This window comes from Nitrospira sp. SG-bin1 (assembly GCA_002083365.1).
Taxonomy (GTDB): Bacteria; Nitrospirota; Nitrospiria; order Nitrospirales; family Nitrospiraceae; genus Nitrospira_D.
Window position 1 is genome coordinate 27,503 of record LVWS01000042.1, and the last position, 17,419, is coordinate 44,921.

The following is a 17,419-nucleotide window of genomic DNA, read 5'->3' on the forward strand; positions in this document are numbered from 1 at the left end:
GCCTCCGTCCTAACGTTTTTTTGTCGTGCTCAGAATCGATTTAGCCGCGGCGATACCGGACAGTGCCGCTCCTTCCATGAAGCCCTGCCATTCATAGAACGAGTTTGCATGTTCCCCGGCGAACAACAGATTGCCGGCCGGGATCCCCTCCAGACCGGCCATCGTCGTAAATTGGCCGGGGCGGTAACAGGTATAGCTGCCTTCCATCAGGGGGTTCGACGGCCAATGTTCAAGATGCGCGAGGTACGGTCCCCCCGCTCGGGTGGCAGCGCCGAGTGCACCAGGAAAAACGTGATTCAGATGCGTTAGAAATCGATCGGCTTCCGCCTGCACGTTGTTCGGATTCAAACCGGCCCCTCGTGCGCCACTGGAATAGTCGGTCAGCACAGCTCTGGTCTCCGTGCCTCGTGACGGATTCGTTTCCCATGTTGTCTGCATGTTCGCGAGATCGGCGTAGGCAGTACCGTTTCCGCCTAACGCTCTCCACGGTCGGCCGGAAAAACCGACCATCATTTTCGCGTTGGTGCCGTAGCCGAGTTCTTGGATCGCGGTCAGTTGAGGAGTGGGGATTGCCAGATTGGCATCGAGTGCAACGTCGCGGAGGATCGTAAAGGGGATGGCGAGCACGGCGACATCGTGCGCGAAGGTCACGGTACGGGAACCCTGCTGAAACGTGAGTTCGATGCGTCCGTCGCTCAACTTGCGGACTCGTATGAGTCTCGACTCATAGGTGATTTGTCCGGGAAGCTCACGCGTCAGTCCTTCGATGATCCGCTCATTGCCGTCGACCAGGTGATAACGTTCATCGCTGAACACGCCGAAGGGGGTGAACTTCGTGCGGCGGTCGGCATGAATGAACAGGAGAAACGCGAGACAGCTTTGTTCCTTCGCCGCGAGTCCATACTCGGCCTCATAGGCGGCGATGATGGCGGCTTTGGCGAGCGGCCCGGCGGGGACGCGGGCTCCGTTGTCCCCCTCCAGGTAGGCCAGCAGACTCGTACCGTCCAGGGCCACGTCGTCCGCCGTATGGGAGGCGGCCGTGACTTCTCGCGATAGCCGGTTCAGGTCGATCCGCATCACCGAGACGAAATCTCTAAATTCCGCCACGACGGCGGCTTCCGAATACCGCTGACCGCGAAAATGATAAAAGACTTCTCCCGGCTCCTTGTTCACATCCTCGAGACCGAGGCGGAATCGTCGGGCATAGCCCAACATCGTCTTATGGAGATTGTCGATGAGTTCGCCGCCTCGCTCCGCGACCTGGCCGGGGAAGAATCCTTGTAACGACCAGCAGCGGCCGCCCGTTCGCTTGGCCGCTTCGTAGACGGAGGCTCGAATGCCCCGAGTCTTCAGCATATCGGCGCACGCCAGTCCGGCGAGTCCTGCGCCGACAATGCCGATGGAGAGCGAAGAGGACGCCGGTTTCGCAACAGCTCGCAACGGAAATCCGGCCATGGTGCCCAAGGCCAGTGCGGCGCCGGTTGTGCCTGCACTGATCAGAAAATCGCGCCGCGATATCGCCTGTGATGTCCGGTTTAAATTCAACTCATGAATGGTTCCAAGGGCCTCATCGGCAGCACAGCCTCGGCGCTCGGCCAATAACGCAGCTCGTATCAAACGGATCAATGAACGAAACGAAACGGTTCGAGCCATCGGCACACCTCCGGTCGGTGAACGGTTCGGGGCGTATCTTACAGAAGGGGGAGACAAGCGGAAAGAGGTTGAGCAAGGACGGGGACGTCTCTTACGGAAGACGAATGCCATCGGTGATGGCGTAGGCCATTGCATAACAGATGAAGATCCCGGCTCCACCGACTGTGCCGGCCAGGACGGCCGTCGTCCAAGTGCTCCGTGACACCTCTTTGGCCAGGATGGCAAGCAGGATAGCGATGGCGGACTCGCCAAGGATGATGTAATAGGGCGTATGGGAGAGCATCCGGCAATTGCTGTACCGCCACCAGTTGATGTGCCGAGCCATTTCCTCGTAGTAAGGGATATTAATGGCGCCCAGGAGGCCGACTCCTGCTAATCCCCAGCTGCCGAATCGATTCCAGAGCCACAGTCCGATATACCCCAATTGCACGACGACGACTTCCCAGGCAAACGGCATCCAGAGGGGCGAACGCCATAGCATCGGACCGCCGCCGATGGAATAGTCGAGCGTCTTTGTAGAGTCCACCAGCCAGGCATCCGCCACCAGTTCCGTGAATCCCACGACCAGACCGAACAACATGAACCGGGCGAGCAGTCTGTCTCTATGTTGAACGACGAACCACAAGAGAACGGCATTGTCGACGAGGTTCAATGCCAGGCCGGTTTTCCAATCGGACCACGGCGCCAATGTCAGGAAGGCCACTGCGACGATGTTGATCCCAATGGTGGCCATGATGAGCGACAGTCGCTTCTGAGCCAGTAAGTCGTCGGTTTTCCGCCGGGAAGACGGCGACGCGGCAAGACTTAGCGGCTGGCAGTTGGGTACAAGCACAGGTGACTCCCTCATGCTGATATGTTGACCCTATGACCTGAACTACGAGACGGAAGTTATTTTGGATGTTTTGTTGACCGTTGATCCGATCGAGGAGAGCTCAAGGCTTGGATAGCGAAGAGGCGTTCAGCCCATCGAGGACACTGCGCAAAGCAGGATATAGGAAGACGTAGGAATGGGTGGTTACGTGGGTATGATCGGCGGAATGAATGATGTATGCCGATTCGAGATGAGCAGAACCGAGCATGAGGGAGCGTCAGCCCCCTCGTTCGCTTTCTATCAGAACGGGCCGTGACGGGCTCAGCCGCGGCGAAAATTCCGAAAGAATCATGGTCGATTGTTGGAGTTCATCGACCACCGGATGGGAGCCCATGTCGATTGAACCCTTAAAGAACGCGCCTTCCTCCAGTGAAAAGGACGGGGAGGAAATGTCGCCGAGCAGAACCGCCGGCTTCAGGAGTTGGATCTTGCCGCTTGCGGTGACGTTTCCTTGGATCTTCCCCCTGCAGACGACGGTCTCGGCGACGATCGAGCCTCGGATGACCGCGTTTTCGCCGATGACCAACATGCCCTTGGCGTGGATTTCTCCTTCAATGGAACTATCGAGTTGAACGGTGCTATGGAAGTGAACGATGCCTTTGAAGGTGACGTCTTTCCCAAGAACCGTAAAGTTTGCGTTGTCGGACTCGAGTTCTCGTTTCTTGTCCCACATGATGGTCCTCTTTCCCAGTGGTTTCGAAAAATGAGGGATTACCATACAGGAGTCGGTAGAAAGAATCAAAGGCTGATTTGGGGGGTGTGGCTCGGTGGAGAGGGCACTACTTCTTGTCGGATGGAGGATTCCGAGATGGTATGTTTTCCCAACGATTTCCTGCGATGCGGTCCATGTGAAAACTATAGCACATGAGGAAGTCGGTTCCATGACCTCGTGCGCGAGATGGAGTATTCGGATGGGATCGCGTATGATCGCCTCTCTTTCCATAACCGTTCTTGCCGGGGGAACCGGATACAAATGGATGTCGATACATCATCGCGATGGTTGGTGCTTGTCGGCTGCCTCAGTGCAGGACTTGGGGTGGCGGCCGGCGCATTCGGCGCCCATATGCTCAAAGGCCTGTTGGATCAGCCGACGTTGGCCGTCTACGACACGGCGACCCGCTACCAGATGTACCACGCGTTCGGCATGGTGTTGGCCGGATTTGCCGTGCGTCTCGGCCGCGATGCTGGAGCGGCCAAAGCCGGGTGGTTGTTTTTAGCGGGGACGCTCCTATTCTCCGGGAGTCTTTATGGAGTGTCGTTACTGGGTATCCGATGGCTGGGTGCGGTGACGCCGGTCGGGGGCGCACTGTTCATCTTGGGCTGGGCACTGTTGGCCTGGCGCACCTGGCGTTGGGCCGGGAGTTAAGGCTGACAGGGGGCCGTACGTTTCCCACTGATCGGTCCCCATCCTCCCGTGTTGTTCATAAACGAACCTTCAATTTTGTTGTCGTCTTTGATGAACAACAGGCTGTCTTCTTGAATCTGGCCGTTCTGCTCCCAGCGCAAGTAAATCGCATCTCCCAGGACGATGGTTTCCGCGGGTGTTGCGGCATGGGCTGGCGTTTGTCCGGGGGGAGGGAAGATGATGGTGGACTTCTGTTCTCCGTGGATCTGGTGATTGTGAATGATCCACTGCCAGGTCCCGCAGAGCCGAGCTTGGCCTTTCGCCTGTCGGATGCGGTCCTTCCATCCGTGGATGTCCCACCACGTCGCCGTGGCCCGTTGGCTGGACTCAAACGCCGTACGTTCGGCGGCCAAGAGCAGTTCGGTGTTCCGTGGCGGAGAGGTCGGCTGAGCGGTCCGAAGCGCCTGGTCTTCTCGTGCAAGGCGAAGCAGGTCTGAAAACGACGTCGTCCGACTACGGCCTCGCAACCACTCCTGTCGCGCGGCAGGAAGGGAGAGTAGGTCAGGGGACGAGCCTACATCACGACGAACCCCATCGGCGAACTGCCATGTCGCCAGTGTGGCCATCAATTCAGAGGCGGACTGGGACAACTCTGCCAGCCCCAGCTCCTTAACCATTCTACTTGGGAGCCGGGCCCCCAATGCTCCGGCTGCGTCCTTCAGTCCAAGCGCGGGCCCGATCGTCGTGGTAAACAGCTTCAGCGCCGCCGCATCCGAGTCGATGGCGGCCAGTTGGTCGGCTCGTTGAGTCACGACGGCAGCCAGCAGGGCCGGCGACACGTTCCCTTCTGCCATGGCAAGGGAGGCGGCGAATATCGAGAACAGCGCGGTCAGGAAGAAGCCGGTCGTGCCATGGCGATGCACGCGGTGAACCGGATCTCGGCCGATCTTACTCATGACACTGGCGGGGGTGCGAGCTGGCGCGTGGTGCGGAGTGCGATGTCGGATCATGTTCCTTGGAAACAAGACTTCAGGAAGCTCGTGGTTCTGTCCCAAGCAAGGGCCGAACTGTCGGGATCATAGGCATGAGGCTTCATCTCGTTGCAGAAGGCATGGGATGCCTCGGGATAGAGATGAATCTCGACACGCTTGGCATATTCGACCGAGGCGTGGCGCAATTGCTCGGCGTCCTGCTGGGTCGCCCAGGTATCCTTTCCCGCTTGGTGGTAGAGCACCGGTGATAGAAGGTCTTTCATCAGTTCGAGGGGAGTCACCATCTTGCCGTAGTAGGAGACGGCCGCGCGCAGCCGTTTTCGATGGCACGCGAAACGGAGCGCGTAGGATCCTCCCATGCCGTAGCCCACGACTCCGTGAATGTTCCGTTTCGTGAAATGGCGTGCATTGAGGTATTCGCAGCAGGAATTGATATCCGTCATGACGTGGACATCGTTCTGACGTTCCAGTAAGGCGGCCGCGACGTCATCGTTGGCGGTCACCATTCCACCCAGCCGTCCATAGAGGTTGGGGATGATCACCGCATATCCTTCACAGGCCAACCGGGCGCCCAGGTCTTTCATTTGTCCGGTCAGTCCCCACCAGTCATGCAGCAAGACGAGCCCCGGATAGGTTCCCGCTTGTTGCGGCCAGAAGAGGAGGCAATCGAGTTGGTGTTCCTTCGGCATCTTGCTTTTGAAATAGGGGTCCACCATCTGATCGGTATGGGTGGGGATCGGCACACCGCTTGGGAACCGGGCCGTGCCCGTCCCGATCTGCGCGAGTGTGAAAGGGGCCGTCTGTGTCGTGGGCATGACCGATTGTTCTACGGGAGAGGATTTGAGCCGCGCATCACGTTCCTTTACTATATGAAGCCGTTTATCCGAATGTCAAATGAGGTCCGCGAGGCGACGAATAAGGAGCCTCACGTTTGCGGACGGGCGCGAGTTGGTGAGCGCCCAGTGTCTCGGTGAGCCGGCAGTGTCTTCGTGATAGGGCCTGGTCTCGTGAGCCCACTCTCCAACGTAAGAACGAGCCGAACAGATTGTTTCAACGCCCTGGAATATGACGTGGTGAATAAACATTGTATCGGTGTGGGATTGATCGGCGTGGGTCGGCATGGGATGCGCTATGCCCGCCATCTCATGCATGACATCCCAACCGCGTCTCTCAGGGCCGTGTGTCGGCGACATCCGGAGCAGGGGTTTCATGTGGCGGGCGCCGAGTCGGTCACGGTTTACGGAGACGCGCAAGCCCTCGTCGCCGATCCTTCGATCGACGTGATCGTCGTGGTCACGCCGCCCATGTATTCCTCCGACATCTGTCGACTCGCGGCTCAAGCGGGGAAACCGCTGTTGATGGAGAAACCGTTGGCCGCGACGGTTGATGATGCCCGTACGGTGGTGGCTCTGGCCCGTGAATCCGCGGTGCCATTGATGACGGCGCAGACCCTACGGTTCGACAAGACGATTCAAGAAATGAAGAGGCTCCGACCTCATATAGGATTGTCCGAGCGACTGGACTTGGTCAGTCACATCGAGCACAAACAGACGGCTCCAAATCATGCCGACGGCTACGGCAAACGAGGAGCCGTGCTGGAAATCGGTGTGCATATGCTCGACCTGGTTCGATTTTTGATCGGTGAGGAGGTCCAGGAGGTACGTTGCACGATGGATCGGCATCCACCGGCAGCGCCGGAAACCAGGGCATCGGTTCATCTGACGACTGTCGGCGGCACACACTGCCGGATAGACATCCAGCGAGTCGCGGAATCACGCGTCGGTCGAGCGCTCTGGGTCGGCTCACAGGGACGGGTGGAAGCCGACTGGATGCAGCGCCGAGTCCGCTGTGTGAATAGTGCCGGTGTCGAGACCCTGAACGCCGATCTTGCTCCGTCTCAGACCGTCCTCGACACGCTCACCGCCTTCCTGCAGGCCGTGAGCAACAAGACTCCCATGCCCGTCACCGGCGAGGATGGATATCGCGCCGTGGAAATCGCCGAAGCCTGTTACCGGTCGGCAGGGCTCGAGGGAGCGCCCGTCGCCCTTCCGCTCACACGCTAAGATTCCGCCACGATGTGGGTATCCGTTTCTTCGACGCCGTCGATCGCGTGGATCTTCGTGATGACGACGTCGGAGAGCGCCCGCTCGTCCTGGACGCTGATGAAGACAAAAATATCCGGACGACCGAAGCAGGAGTGCGCTTGTTCCACTCCGGGGATGCGTTTCAGCGCGCCGACTACCTCCTTGGTTTTGCCGGCTTTCACTTTGATGAGAATGTACGCTCTCGTGGCCATGTGATCCTCCCTCTAGCATGATGCTGAAAAAGTCTGCCGGCGGCGTTCTCGCGGGACACAGCCGCCTCACCATCTCGGCGGCGTTCACAGTCGTGCCGTGCCTTATTCGGCACGGCGTGAACCTCAGAGGCTCAACGTACCGAAGCGTACGCCTCGCCCCCTCGCTCGCTGCAGTCTTGCTGGACAGCCTTTTTGAGCATCCTGCAGTTATCCTGACGTTAGCGTCGTTCGTGAAACGTAGAATGTAGCACGTTCACGTTCTTTGCGTTGTGAGAAACGAAATACGTTCACAAGATACTGTTTCACCGCCCAGCCCCTCCCGGCATCGCCCGTCGATGACGAGCATAGACCTCTACAAAACTCCGTCCTCGCGCGGCGAGCGCCGATCGGCCGTCTCGGATCAGCTGCATGAATCGTGTGAAGTCCTCGACGGACACATTGAATGGTTTGAACCCGATTGCCAACCGCTCCACCTCTTCGTGCGGCGTGCGCTCTTCCGCGTCCGCGAGCGCGTCCAATAGTTCGGCGGTCCATCCGCTCGCGCGAAAGACTTCGAGCATCGAGACGGCCTCCTCGCCGTATTTGCCGGCCACGGCACGATGCGTGAAATCCTGCAGGGCGCGGTCCGTCCCCTTCGCGAAGGCGGATTGGAACTGAATCACGGACTGAATGACTCGATCGGCTTCGCGGGTGCCCTCCGGGGGAAGGACCTGAGCCTGTTCGAGCGTCGCCAGCACCGCCATGGCCGATCCGACATGCGATGAAGCGCTCGTCGCCCTTTGTAGAGGAACGGGAGTCGGTCGGCCCGCGGAGGACCAAGAAGAACCGTCTGCCGACGGGAAAGATAGCAGAATAGCCAGGCTGATGGTAAGAGCCTGACATGCCCGCCAGTGACGTTGTGGAAGAATCGAAGGGATCGTTCCCTCCGGGACGCACCAGAGGCGCATGGGCGGATTATACAGAGTCGGCGGGAGGGCCGCCAGAGAAGACTCGGCCGCCGGACGCTCTATTGAAACCGCCCGCGGCGACTTCCTATAATTGCCGGGTTTGGCCGCAGTCCCGAACAGAAAGGCAGTATTTCCATGCTTGCCAAGGTCACGAGCGCGGCTCTTGTCGGTCTCGACGCCCACCTGGTGGATGTCGAGGTCGATATCTCCGGCGGCCTTCCGCAATTCTCCGTCGTCGGGTTGCCCGATGCCACCGTCAAGGAGAGTCGTGACCGCGTGCGCTCGGCGCTGAAGAATACGGGGTTTCATTTTCCCGCCAAACGCATCACGGTCAATCTGGCTCCCGCCGGAGTCAAAAAAGAGGGATCGGGATTGGATCTTGCGATCGCCGTGGGAATCCTTGTCGCCGAAGAAGTGATTCCCCAGACGATGCTGGATCATCGCGTGCTGGTGGGAGAACTCTCGTTGGACGGTCGCGTGAGACCGATCATCGGCGCGTTGTCGTTTGCGCTGGCGTGCCGAGCCCGGTACGACTTGTTGTTGCCGGCGGACAATGGCGCCGAGGCGGGCCTGGTGGAAGGCGTCAGCGCCTATCCGGTCCAAAGCCTCCCCGAAGCGGTGGAGTTTCTGAAGGGCAACCAAGCCATTCCGCCGAGTCGATCGACCCATGACGTGCTGGAGTCCGCTCGAGGAGTGGAGGACGAGGACTATAGCGATGTCCGCGGGCAGGACCATGCCAAACGCGCGTTGGAGGTCGCGGCGGCGGGTGGGCACAATGTGCTGATGGTCGGTCCGCCCGGGTCCGGCAAGACGATGTTGGCGCGCCGGCTGCCCTCGATTCTTCCACTTTTGGAGTTGGAGGAAGCGCTCGAAACGACTCGCGTCCATAGCGTGGCCGGACAACTCGCTCCGGAGCGTCCGCTCCTGACCGTGCGGCCGTTTCGAGCCCCGCATCATAGTATCTCGGATGCGGGGCTGGTGGGCGGGGGGACCGTCCCGAAACCGGGCGAGGTTTCGCTGGCCCACAATGGCGTGTTGTTTTTGGACGAGTCGCTCGAATTCAAGCGAGGCGCGCTCGAAGGCTTGCGGCAACCGTTGGAGGACGGCTACGTCGTTTTGACGCGGGCGAGCGGAACGTTGAAGTATCCCGCCCACTTCATGTTGGTCGCGGCGATGAATCCTTGTCCCTGCGGCTACTATGGAGATCGGACCAGGTCCTGTATTTGTACGGGAGTACAGATTCGTCGCTATCGCGCGAAACTCTCCGGTCCGCTGCTCGACCGTCTGGATATTCATCTGGATGTGCCGCCCGTTCCGGTCCGGGAGCTCCGAACCGAATGGCCCGCCTCGGAAGGATCGGCTGCGATCCGTTCGCGAGTGGTGACGGCGCGGGAGCGTCAGCGCCGGCGATACCGCCATGACGGGATTTACACGAACGCCCAGTTGAAGCCGCGGATGGTAAAGCGGTATTGTGGGCTTGAGCAGGCGGCGCAGGAGTTGCTGGAGCATGCGATGGCCAGGCTTCGGTTATCGGCCCGGGCCCATGGGCGTATCGTGCGCGTGGCGCGTACCATCGCCGATTTGGCCGACTCGGACAGGATCGAGGCCGTCCACATCGCGGAGGCTATTCAATACCGTTCCTTTGACCGCAATCCCGACGTGTGAGGCGTCCGTGACATCGGCAAAAGTGTTCCTCTGGTGGTTTGTCATCGGCGCGACGATGGCGCTGTCCGTGATCATGGTGCAAGGCGGCATCAGGGAAGTCATGCAAGCGCAGGGATCCGTGTGGGAATTGAAGCTCGTCGAGCTGCTGACGACCGTCATGGGCGGAGGGTTGCTGGGCGGCTGCATCGCGTTGATCCTCGATCGAATCAAGAAGTCGTAAATTGTAATCCTTCCTCGGGAGTCGTTTTCTGATCGGATGTCGTATCGGCCGTGCCGGAAGCCTCTCCGGCCCTATCACCGTTTACTTTCAAGCAGCCCGTTCCGGCCAACCAATATTATCCCTGACGTGCCCTTCGCGCCGTGGGATCTGCTGCGCTCTCCCGTAGCAAGCCATATGGACGAGCAGGCGAGGACAGCGGGCTTAAACGAGTAAGACGAAAATAGGGAATCACCGACTCATGCCGGCCGCGTGGAGCACGTAGTCCAGTTCACCGTGAAGGCCGAGCTTGTCCGCCCAGTTCCAGAGGTACGCCAGGTCGAGCTGAAGGTGGGGGTTCTTCACGACGCCCAGCGCATCTTCAAAATCATGAGGGCGGCCGGCCTTGAGCTTAAGTAGGACCAGGTCCTCCGGGCCGCAGACGTACAAGGAGACGCCGAAGAGCTGAAGTAAATGTCTGCGAGTAAGCGCCGATTGAGACTGTAAGTCGTTCGCGAAGAGAAGGTCTAGAGGAATCCTAGGGTAAGAAGGATGAGCCAGACGCATCACGACATCCTTGGCCATCGGATTGTGTTCCAGCCAGGTTTGGTCGATTTGGAACTCGTGAGCACGCAACGCATCGATCAGGTCGGTGCGAGCGGGCAGGTCGCCCAGCACGAGCAGGTCAATATCTTTAGTGGCTCGAAGACGGCCCCATGCATTGACGGCCAGCGCGCCGACGAGACAATACGAGGTCAATTCCGGAAGTGCCGTGACGACGGTGTGCAGGTAGTCGGCGAGAGAGTCGGGGTTAGCGGGCGACATCTCGCGATACTGACGGGGCTTGATCGATCGGTGAAACGCGGCGGAATGGATTGTCAAATGGAGGAGGGGCGGGGAGCGGAACAAGTCCCAACGCTTCAGTGCAAACCCTCGACCATCGTCGTATGGCATCGGAGAGACGACAGCACTCTAAAATGCCTTCTTCAGGCGTGAGCGCGTAGTCATGAGAGCTGAGTTGTGCCGCGCTCACGTGGAGTTTGCGCAGCCAGATGGGCGGATTGGCGGGATCGAAAGCCATGAGGCGATTGTACAGGAAGGGCGTGGAAAGGCAAAGCCGGGGAAGAGGCGTATTCCTCAAGTCATTTGTTTCTACTTGCTGTACATGCAACCCTTGTAGTACGGTCTTGTCATACAAGCGAAGGAGAGACGCTCGATGCCGCTCACCGTGCGAGTCGATCAGAAAACCGAACGATTGATCCAGCGGCTGGCCCGCAAGCGGGGGCGGAGCAAATCCGAGGTGATCAGAGACGCCATCGACATCCTGGCGAAACGCGCGCACGAACAGGAACAGACCGAGCGCCCCTATGAGGCTGTGCGGGATCTCATCGGCAGTGTCCGCAGCGGCCCATTTGATCTGTCTGAGCAAGCAGGCGATCGGTTCAGAAGGATGCTCCAAGGCCGGCTTCGTCGGAGCTAAGTATGGTGCTGGTGGATGCCGGGCCGCTGATTGCGTTGATTCATGCCGACGATCGGCATCACCGGCGTTGCGTGGCGGCCTTTCAGCAATTGACCGAACCTTTGGGAACGGTCTGGCCTGTGCTCACCGAAGCCATGTACCTCCTCGCATTCTCGTGGAAATCTCAAGAAGCAATCTGGGAGATGCTCGACCGCGGCGTCATCGTCCTGCTCCCGCTGAGAAACGACGACGTTTCCCGTATGAGAGAGTTGATGAAGAAATATAGAGATCTGCCGATGGACCTGGCCGATGCTGCGTTGGTGGCCGTGGCCGAACGGGACAAGATCCGGCGTATCTTCACGCTCGACCGTCGGGACTTCGACGTCTATCGCCCGGCCAAGCTGGGCCGGTTTATCCTGCTACCGAGTTAGGCGCGTCACAGCAGTCAGGTGCCGTCTACCCCCTCGTGCCTATGGGCATGTTCAGTCATCCAGTCCTATCGCTTGTGAGCATCCCGTGACGGCCATAAACCTTACGCCACGCCATCGCGCTTGGTCATGAAGGGGCGTGATTTCTTAAAGAGAAAGGGGTAAGCTTCCGGCGGAATTGCAGCCTTTTCTTTGGTTGCCCATGGCATGATCACAGAAGCGGATACTTGTCGGAAGTACGTCCTGCCGAAGCTCATCCAATCCGGATGGGATAACGATCCACATTCGTTCACAGAACAGAAGACATTTACTGATGGCCGTATCGTTCTCGTTGGCGAGAAAGTCCGACGTCGAGCTCAAAAACGAGCAGATTATCTGCTGCGCTATACGCGAGATTTTCTCATTGGGGTTGTGGAAGCAAAGGCGGCTTACAAGTTCCCAGCCGATGGTCTCCAGCAAGCCAAAGACTATGCCGAAGTCCTTGATTTAAAGTTCGCCTACTCGACAAATGGGCATGGCATTGTGGAGTTCGATTTTCTCACAGGCCTGGAGCGGACTCTTGATTCCTTTCCGACTCCAAATGAGCTTTGGAATCGGCTACGGGCAGGGGAAAGGTTAAAGGACGATATGGCTGCCGGGCGGTTACTGACTCCTTATAACCACCTGTCCGGGAAAAGTCCACGTTACTATCAGGAAATCGCCATCAATCGAACAGTGCAGTCGATCTTGCAAGAGAAGCGCCGCATCCTCCTCACAATGGCGACTGGCACGGGCAAAACGGTTGTGGCCTTTCAGATCTGCTGGAAACTGTGGCAGGCACGATGGAATAGAGCTGGAGAATACAGACGGCCCAAAATCCTCTACTTAGCAGATCGCAATATCCTCATCGATGATCCAAAGGACAAAATCTTTGCGCCGTTCGGCGATGCACGTTGGAAGATTGAAAACGGCGAAGTGAACAAAGGCCGAGAGATGTATTTTGCAATCTATCAAGCCATCGCAAAAGACGAGCGGCGGCCTGGACTTTACAAGGAATATGCGAGCGACTTCTTCGACCTTGTTATCGTTGATGAGTGTCATCGGGGTAGCGCCAAAGAAGAAAGCAGCTGGCGTGAGATTCTCGAATACTTTGAGCCGGCCTATCAGCTCGGCATGACGGCCACGCCTTTGCGGGAAGACAACCGCGACACCTATGCCTACTTCGGTAATCCCATTTATACGTACAGTCTGCGGCAGGGGATTGAAGACGGGTTTCTCGCACCCTATCGGGTCCACCGAATAGTGAGTACCTGGGATGCAGCAGGGTGGAGACCGAGTCGAGAAGATCTGGATCGATATGGACGAGCCATTCCCGATGACGAGTATCATACCAAGGATTTCGAGCGAGTCGTCGCCCTACGTGCTCGCACGCAGGCGATTGCACGCCATCTAACTCAGTTTCTGAAAAAAACTAATCGTTACGCCAAGACAATCGTGTTCTGTGTGGATCAGGAGCACGCAGCCGAGATGCGCGAAGCACTGACCAATCTCAATGACGATCTGACACAGCAGCATGCCGACTATGTTTGTCGGGTCACAGCCGAGGAGGGTGATATTGGCCGTGGACACCTGGGACGATTCCAAGAATTGGAGAAGGATACACCGGTCATTCTTACGACGTCACAACTCCTCACCACGGGAGTCGATGCGCCGACCTGTAAGAACATTGTGCTAGCTCGTGTGGTCAACTCCATGACTGAGTTCAAGCAGATGATCGGGCGCGGCACCAGAGTTCGTGACGATTATGGCAAGCTTTATTTCAATATTCTTGACTACACCGGATCAGCGACGCGCCTCTTTGCTGATCCGGATTTTGATGGTGATCCGGTTTCTGTTACTCAGGAAGAAATGAGCGAGACCGGAGAACCCAAGACCTACAAGATCGTCGAAGAACAGCCGGTGATGGCAGAGGGGGAGGAATCATTTCAGATCTCAAATTGGCAAACCTCAGACGACAGGGAAGGAGAACGCCGCAAGTACTACTTTGACGGAGGTCAGGTCGAAATCGTCGCGCATATCGTCCATGAACTAGATCCGGATGGGAAGCAGCTGCGTGTGGTCAAGTTCACTGATTACACGGCGGAGAAAGTCCGCACCCTGTATCGAAATGCCTCTGACCTGCGAAGTCAATGGGCTGATCCGGAACAGCGGGCTGAAATCATTCAGCGACTGGCCGATCGGGGCATTGATTTCGAGCATCTGGCGCAAACCGCTGGTCAGCCGGACGCTGATCCGTTCGATCTGCTCTGCCACGTGGCCTTCAATGCACCCTTGCGGACTAGACGGGAGCGAGCGGACAGGCTCAAGAAGGAGAAGAAGGACTTCTTTGAGCGGTATGGACCACAAGCGAAGGAGATCCTGACCGAGCTATTGGAGAAATATGCAGAATATGGCACGGCACAATTTGTCATTCCGGACGTGCTCAAGGTACCGCCGATCTCTGATCGCGGCAACGTCGTGGAGATCGCCGAGTTCTTCGGCGGGCCGGAGCAGCTTCGTGCAGCAGTCAATCAATTGCAAATCTTACTGTATGCAGCATAACGTCTCGCAAATCTCAGATCTCAGAGATTATCGGTGCTCTGAAATTTGCCATGTGAAATCTGAGATTCGCCTAGGAGACCATGAAATATAAGTCCTTCGAAGATCTTCCCGTCTGGCAAGCGGCTATTGATCTGTCGCGTCGAACCTATGCATTCACTGAACATCATGCCTTTCGCGGCCATGCTGGTTTGCGAGACCAATTGGAGCGTGCCGCCCTATCTGTCTCCAATAACATCGCGGAAGGCTTTGAGCGAGGGTCTACAAACGAACTGCTAGCCTTTCTTTACATTGCCCGCGGCTCTTCCGGCGAAGTCCGTTCTATGCTCTGTCTTTTGGAGCGCATTCCTAGCTTTTCCCCGCTGAAATCTGAAATTGGCAATTTGAAATCCAGCTGTCTCAGTATCTCCAGGCAGCTCTATGGCTGGATTGAGCAACTCAAGAATTCTGATATCTCCGGCCAACGCCATTTGAATGACAAAGTGCGCAACCGCACGGCCGAGAAGAAGGATCAAGAAGAATTTCTCAAAGAATTAGCGCGCATCAGTCGGTCGGTAAAACCCTCTGAAGTATGAAAACCTAATATTCTGCTATGGCCAAGAAACCCTCTACTCCTCCGACCACTGCCCAACAACTCAGCAGCCTAATTAAGTCCGCGCGCGACATCATGCGTAAGGACAAGGGGCTCAACGGTGATCTCGACCGCCTGCCCATGCTTACTTGGATCATGTTCCTGAAGTTTCTCGACGATTTGGAGCAGATCCGTGAAACGGACATGAAACTGGCCGGTAAACGTTTCCGTCCCGCGATCGAACCACCCTATCGCTGGCGCGACTGGGCCGCCAAGCCAGACGGCATCACCGGCGACGAGCTGATTAAGTTTGTGAACAACGACGAAGCTATCGGCCCGGACGGTAAGAAAGGCCCGGGCCTCTTCGCCTACCTCCGCAGCCTCCAAGGCGCCAACGGCGGTGACCGTCGCGACGTGATCGCCACGGTCTTTCGCGGCACCATCAACCGCATGATCAACGGTTACCTCCTGCGCGATGTCGTCAATAAAGTGAACGGCATCCACTTCTCTTCCAGCGATGAGATCCACACCCTCGGCCATCTCTATGAATCCATGCTCAAGGAAATGAGGGACGCCGCCGGCGACTCAGGTGAGTTCTACACCCCGCGCGCCGTCGTCCGTTTCATGGTTTCTGTCACTAATCCTCGATTGAGCGAGACCATCCTCGATCCCGCCTGTGGTACCGGCGGCTTTCTTGTCGAAGCCTTCTCGCATTTGGAGAAGCAGTGCAAGACGGTCCAGCAGCGAGAGATTCTGCAAACGAGAAGCTTGTGGGGAGGAGAGGCCAAGCCGTTACCTTATCTCTTGGCGCAAATGAATCTGCTCTTGCACGGCTTAGAAACCCCGCAGATCGATCCGCTCAACAGCTTGCGATTTCCCCTGAAGGAAATCGGCGATAAAGACCGTGTGGATATTATTCTCACCAATCCACCCTTCGGCGGCGAAGAAGAGCGCGGTATCCTCTCAAACTTTCCCGAAGACAAGCAGACGTCCGAAACGGCCTTGCTCTTTCTCCAGCTCATCATGCGCAAGCTCAGGCGATTACCAAAGCCAGGCCGAGCTGGTGTGGTCGAAGATGGCTGCTTGCCAATTTCGCAAGCATTATTCTTGGGATGAGTTTGCTGTTGTGCTCCCCAAGTCATGCACAGATCGGTGGAGCGGGGGGAGCGATGCCGAGTGTTCCTGGAACAGCGTTTGGAGGGGCAACGGATCCCAGTTCGATGCAAGCGGTAGACGGATTGCGCATTGTTCCTTCAATTCAAGTTTCGGAGCAATACGACACTAATGTATTTTTCGCACCGAAGAGCCTGCTTCAGGGACTAACTCCGGAGGATATTGTCACGACGCTCGCGCCTCAAGTCAGAGGGTTGTATGCCGATCGGGAAAAGCTGGTAAAGGTGAACGCAGTGGTGGGAGCGGTCGGCAGTTATTATGTGAACAATAGCGGACTGAGTTATGTGGGCGCGAATGCCGGTGCGGTTCTGGACGTGAGCGATTTGTTGAGTCGATGGAGACCCGGAGCTAGGTGGACGGTGTCCGACACGTTTTTTTACAGCCCTCAACCCCCTGCATTTCTTGTAGGAGGCCAATTGGGGGAACAGGCAAACCCGTTGGTGGTAGGTTTTCAAGCATTTCGTACCAATACCAAGTCCAATAATGTCACCACACTATTCGAACTTCCCCTCTCCATGACAATCAAGTTGACTGGAAGCTATAGCAACAGTTTTATCCGTTATGGGGCATCGCAAGTCCCGGGTGCCCCTACCCTGATTAGCCAAGACCTTCATGCCTATACTGCTGGTCTCTTAAAGGAGGTTTCCCTTTACGACACGGTGAGAGCAGACTTCACCGGTAACGAATTTGACCTTGGTGGACTGGGATCCTTTAGCCTAAAGGGTGGGACCCTCAGCTGGGTTCACAAGTTCTCACCGACAGCCAGCCTCAACGCTGCTGGTGGTGCTCAGCTGCTGTCGGGGCAATTCAATGGGACGCCCTTCTCGGTGATTGCACCGGCAGGCAGTCTTGCGCTCTTCTGGAGCGACTCTACAACATCGCTTACTCTTGCATACAGGTCCAGTGTTACTCCTTCGTTTCAGTTTCGGAGTGCGGCACTGCTCAACCACTCAGTGTCGTTCAATATGACAAAGAATACACACATTCCAGGCTTGGTCGGTCTGCTGGGAGCGAACTATGGTGTCGCTGACGAATATGGGTCAAACTCAGGAGGCGATCTCTCCTGGACCACTGTAGGCGGAACGGCAGGTTTGCGGTATCGAGCCACTCAGAAGATGTTTCTTGTGCTGACCTATTTCTACCAAAACGTTGATAACGTCTTCGGGGAGACGCATTTCGCTTACGACAAACATGTTGCCCAACTGAGTCTAGTCCAGGCTTTCTACTGAGGCAGAGAGAAGTTCAC

The 17,419-nt window shown here is 57.3% G+C and carries 17 protein-coding genes and 1 pseudogene; 10 read left to right on the forward strand and 8 right to left on the reverse strand.

Annotation, left to right across the window (positions count from 1 at the left end; all coding sequences use genetic code 11):
- Positions 1-9: 9 nt before the first annotated feature.
- The 3 genes from A4E19_20805 to A4E19_20815 form a co-directional block, all read right to left on the reverse strand.
- Positions 10-1,653: an amine oxidase gene (locus A4E19_20805; protein ID OQW31007.1), complete on the reverse strand. Its 1,644-nt coding sequence runs from the start codon at positions 1,651-1,653 to the stop codon at positions 10-12.
- 91 nt (positions 1,654-1,744) lie between these two features.
- Entirely contained in the window at positions 1,745-2,485 is a 741-nt protein-coding gene (locus tag A4E19_20810; GenBank protein ID OQW31008.1) for a hypothetical protein, read from the reverse strand.
- A 256-nt stretch (positions 2,486-2,741) separates the two neighbouring features.
- Complete coding sequence (locus A4E19_20815; protein OQW31009.1) at positions 2,742-3,197, reverse strand: hypothetical protein; 456 nt, start codon at positions 3,195-3,197, stop codon at positions 2,742-2,744.
- Between the two features lie 300 nt (positions 3,198-3,497).
- On the opposite strand from A4E19_20815, the gene A4E19_20820 reads away from it, so the two are divergent.
- Positions 3,498-3,890: a hypothetical protein gene (locus A4E19_20820; protein OQW31034.1), complete on the forward strand. Its 393-nt coding sequence runs from the start codon at positions 3,498-3,500 to the stop codon at positions 3,888-3,890.
- Here A4E19_20820 and A4E19_20825 read toward each other — a convergent pair.
- Both A4E19_20825 and A4E19_20830 read right to left on the reverse strand, forming a co-directional pair.
- Positions 3,887-4,879 carry a hypothetical protein gene (locus A4E19_20825; GenBank protein ID OQW31010.1) on the reverse strand — a complete coding sequence of 331 codons (993 nt, stop codon included), beginning with the start codon at positions 4,877-4,879 and terminating at the stop codon, positions 3,887-3,889. The two genes, A4E19_20820 and A4E19_20825, sit on opposite strands and share 4 nt — an antisense overlap.
- Complete coding sequence (locus A4E19_20830) at positions 4,876-5,676, reverse strand: hypothetical protein (protein ID OQW31011.1); 801 nt, start codon at positions 5,674-5,676, stop codon at positions 4,876-4,878. Before A4E19_20830 ends, A4E19_20825 begins: the two co-directional genes overlap by 4 nt.
- A gap of 255 nt (positions 5,677-5,931) precedes the next feature.
- On the opposite strand from A4E19_20830, the gene A4E19_20835 reads away from it, so the two are divergent.
- The gene (locus tag A4E19_20835) at positions 5,932-6,924 is read left to right on the forward strand and encodes a hypothetical protein (GenBank protein OQW31012.1); all 993 of its coding nucleotides are present in this window, start codon (positions 5,932-5,934) and stop codon (positions 6,922-6,924) included.
- Here A4E19_20835 and A4E19_20840 read toward each other — a convergent pair.
- Both A4E19_20840 and A4E19_20845 read right to left on the reverse strand, forming a co-directional pair.
- On the reverse strand, positions 6,921-7,157 hold the full coding sequence (locus tag A4E19_20840; GenBank protein OQW31013.1) for a hypothetical protein: 237 nt from the start codon (positions 7,155-7,157) through the stop codon (positions 6,921-6,923). The two genes, A4E19_20835 and A4E19_20840, sit on opposite strands and share 4 nt — an antisense overlap.
- Positions 7,158-7,459: 302 nt before the next feature.
- Positions 7,460-7,900, reverse strand: coding sequence for a hypothetical protein (locus A4E19_20845; GenBank protein OQW31014.1), 441 nt, complete (start codon positions 7,898-7,900; stop codon positions 7,460-7,462).
- 339 nt (positions 7,901-8,239) lie between these two features.
- On the opposite strand from A4E19_20845, the gene A4E19_20850 reads away from it, so the two are divergent.
- Both A4E19_20850 and A4E19_20855 read left to right on the forward strand, forming a co-directional pair.
- A complete protein-coding gene (locus A4E19_20850) occupies positions 8,240-9,769 on the forward strand; it encodes an ATP-dependent protease (protein OQW31015.1) in 1,530 nt (509 codons plus the stop codon).
- Between the two features lie 7 nt (positions 9,770-9,776).
- Complete coding sequence (locus A4E19_20855) at positions 9,777-9,989, forward strand: hypothetical protein (GenBank protein ID OQW31016.1); 213 nt, start codon at positions 9,777-9,779, stop codon at positions 9,987-9,989.
- A 228-nt stretch (positions 9,990-10,217) separates the two neighbouring features.
- On the opposite strand, the gene A4E19_20860 is transcribed toward A4E19_20855, so the two are convergent.
- Positions 10,218-10,919 carry a hypothetical protein gene (locus A4E19_20860; protein OQW31017.1) on the reverse strand — a complete coding sequence of 234 codons (702 nt, stop codon included), beginning with the start codon at positions 10,917-10,919 and terminating at the stop codon, positions 10,218-10,220.
- Positions 10,920-11,181: 262 nt separating this feature from the next.
- Between A4E19_20860 and A4E19_20865 the strand changes: the two genes are divergently transcribed.
- The 6 genes and pseudogenes from A4E19_20865 to A4E19_20890 all read left to right on the forward strand — a co-directional run bounded on the left by A4E19_20865 (position 11,182) and on the right by A4E19_20890 (position 17,402).
- On the forward strand, positions 11,182-11,445 hold the full coding sequence (locus A4E19_20865) for a hypothetical protein (protein ID OQW31018.1): 264 nt from the start codon (positions 11,182-11,184) through the stop codon (positions 11,443-11,445).
- A 2-nt stretch (positions 11,446-11,447) separates the two neighbouring features.
- The gene (locus A4E19_20870) at positions 11,448-11,855 is read left to right on the forward strand and encodes a hypothetical protein (GenBank protein ID OQW31019.1); all 408 of its coding nucleotides are present in this window, start codon (positions 11,448-11,450) and stop codon (positions 11,853-11,855) included.
- A 204-nt stretch (positions 11,856-12,059) separates the two neighbouring features.
- On the forward strand, positions 12,060-14,432 hold the full coding sequence (locus tag A4E19_20875; GenBank protein ID OQW31020.1) for a DEAD/DEAH box helicase: 2,373 nt from the start codon (positions 12,060-12,062) through the stop codon (positions 14,430-14,432).
- Between the two features lie 80 nt (positions 14,433-14,512).
- Positions 14,513-15,004: a hypothetical protein gene (locus A4E19_20880; GenBank protein ID OQW31021.1), complete on the forward strand. Its 492-nt coding sequence runs from the start codon at positions 14,513-14,515 to the stop codon at positions 15,002-15,004.
- Between the two features lie 17 nt (positions 15,005-15,021).
- Positions 15,022-16,041 (forward strand): annotated as a pseudogene (locus A4E19_20885) (SAM-dependent methyltransferase).
- A 179-nt stretch (positions 16,042-16,220) separates the two neighbouring features.
- Positions 16,221-17,402, forward strand: a complete 1,182-nt coding sequence (locus tag A4E19_20890) for a hypothetical protein (GenBank protein ID OQW31022.1) — start codon at positions 16,221-16,223, stop codon at positions 17,400-17,402.
- Positions 17,403-17,419 lie beyond the last annotated feature (17 nt).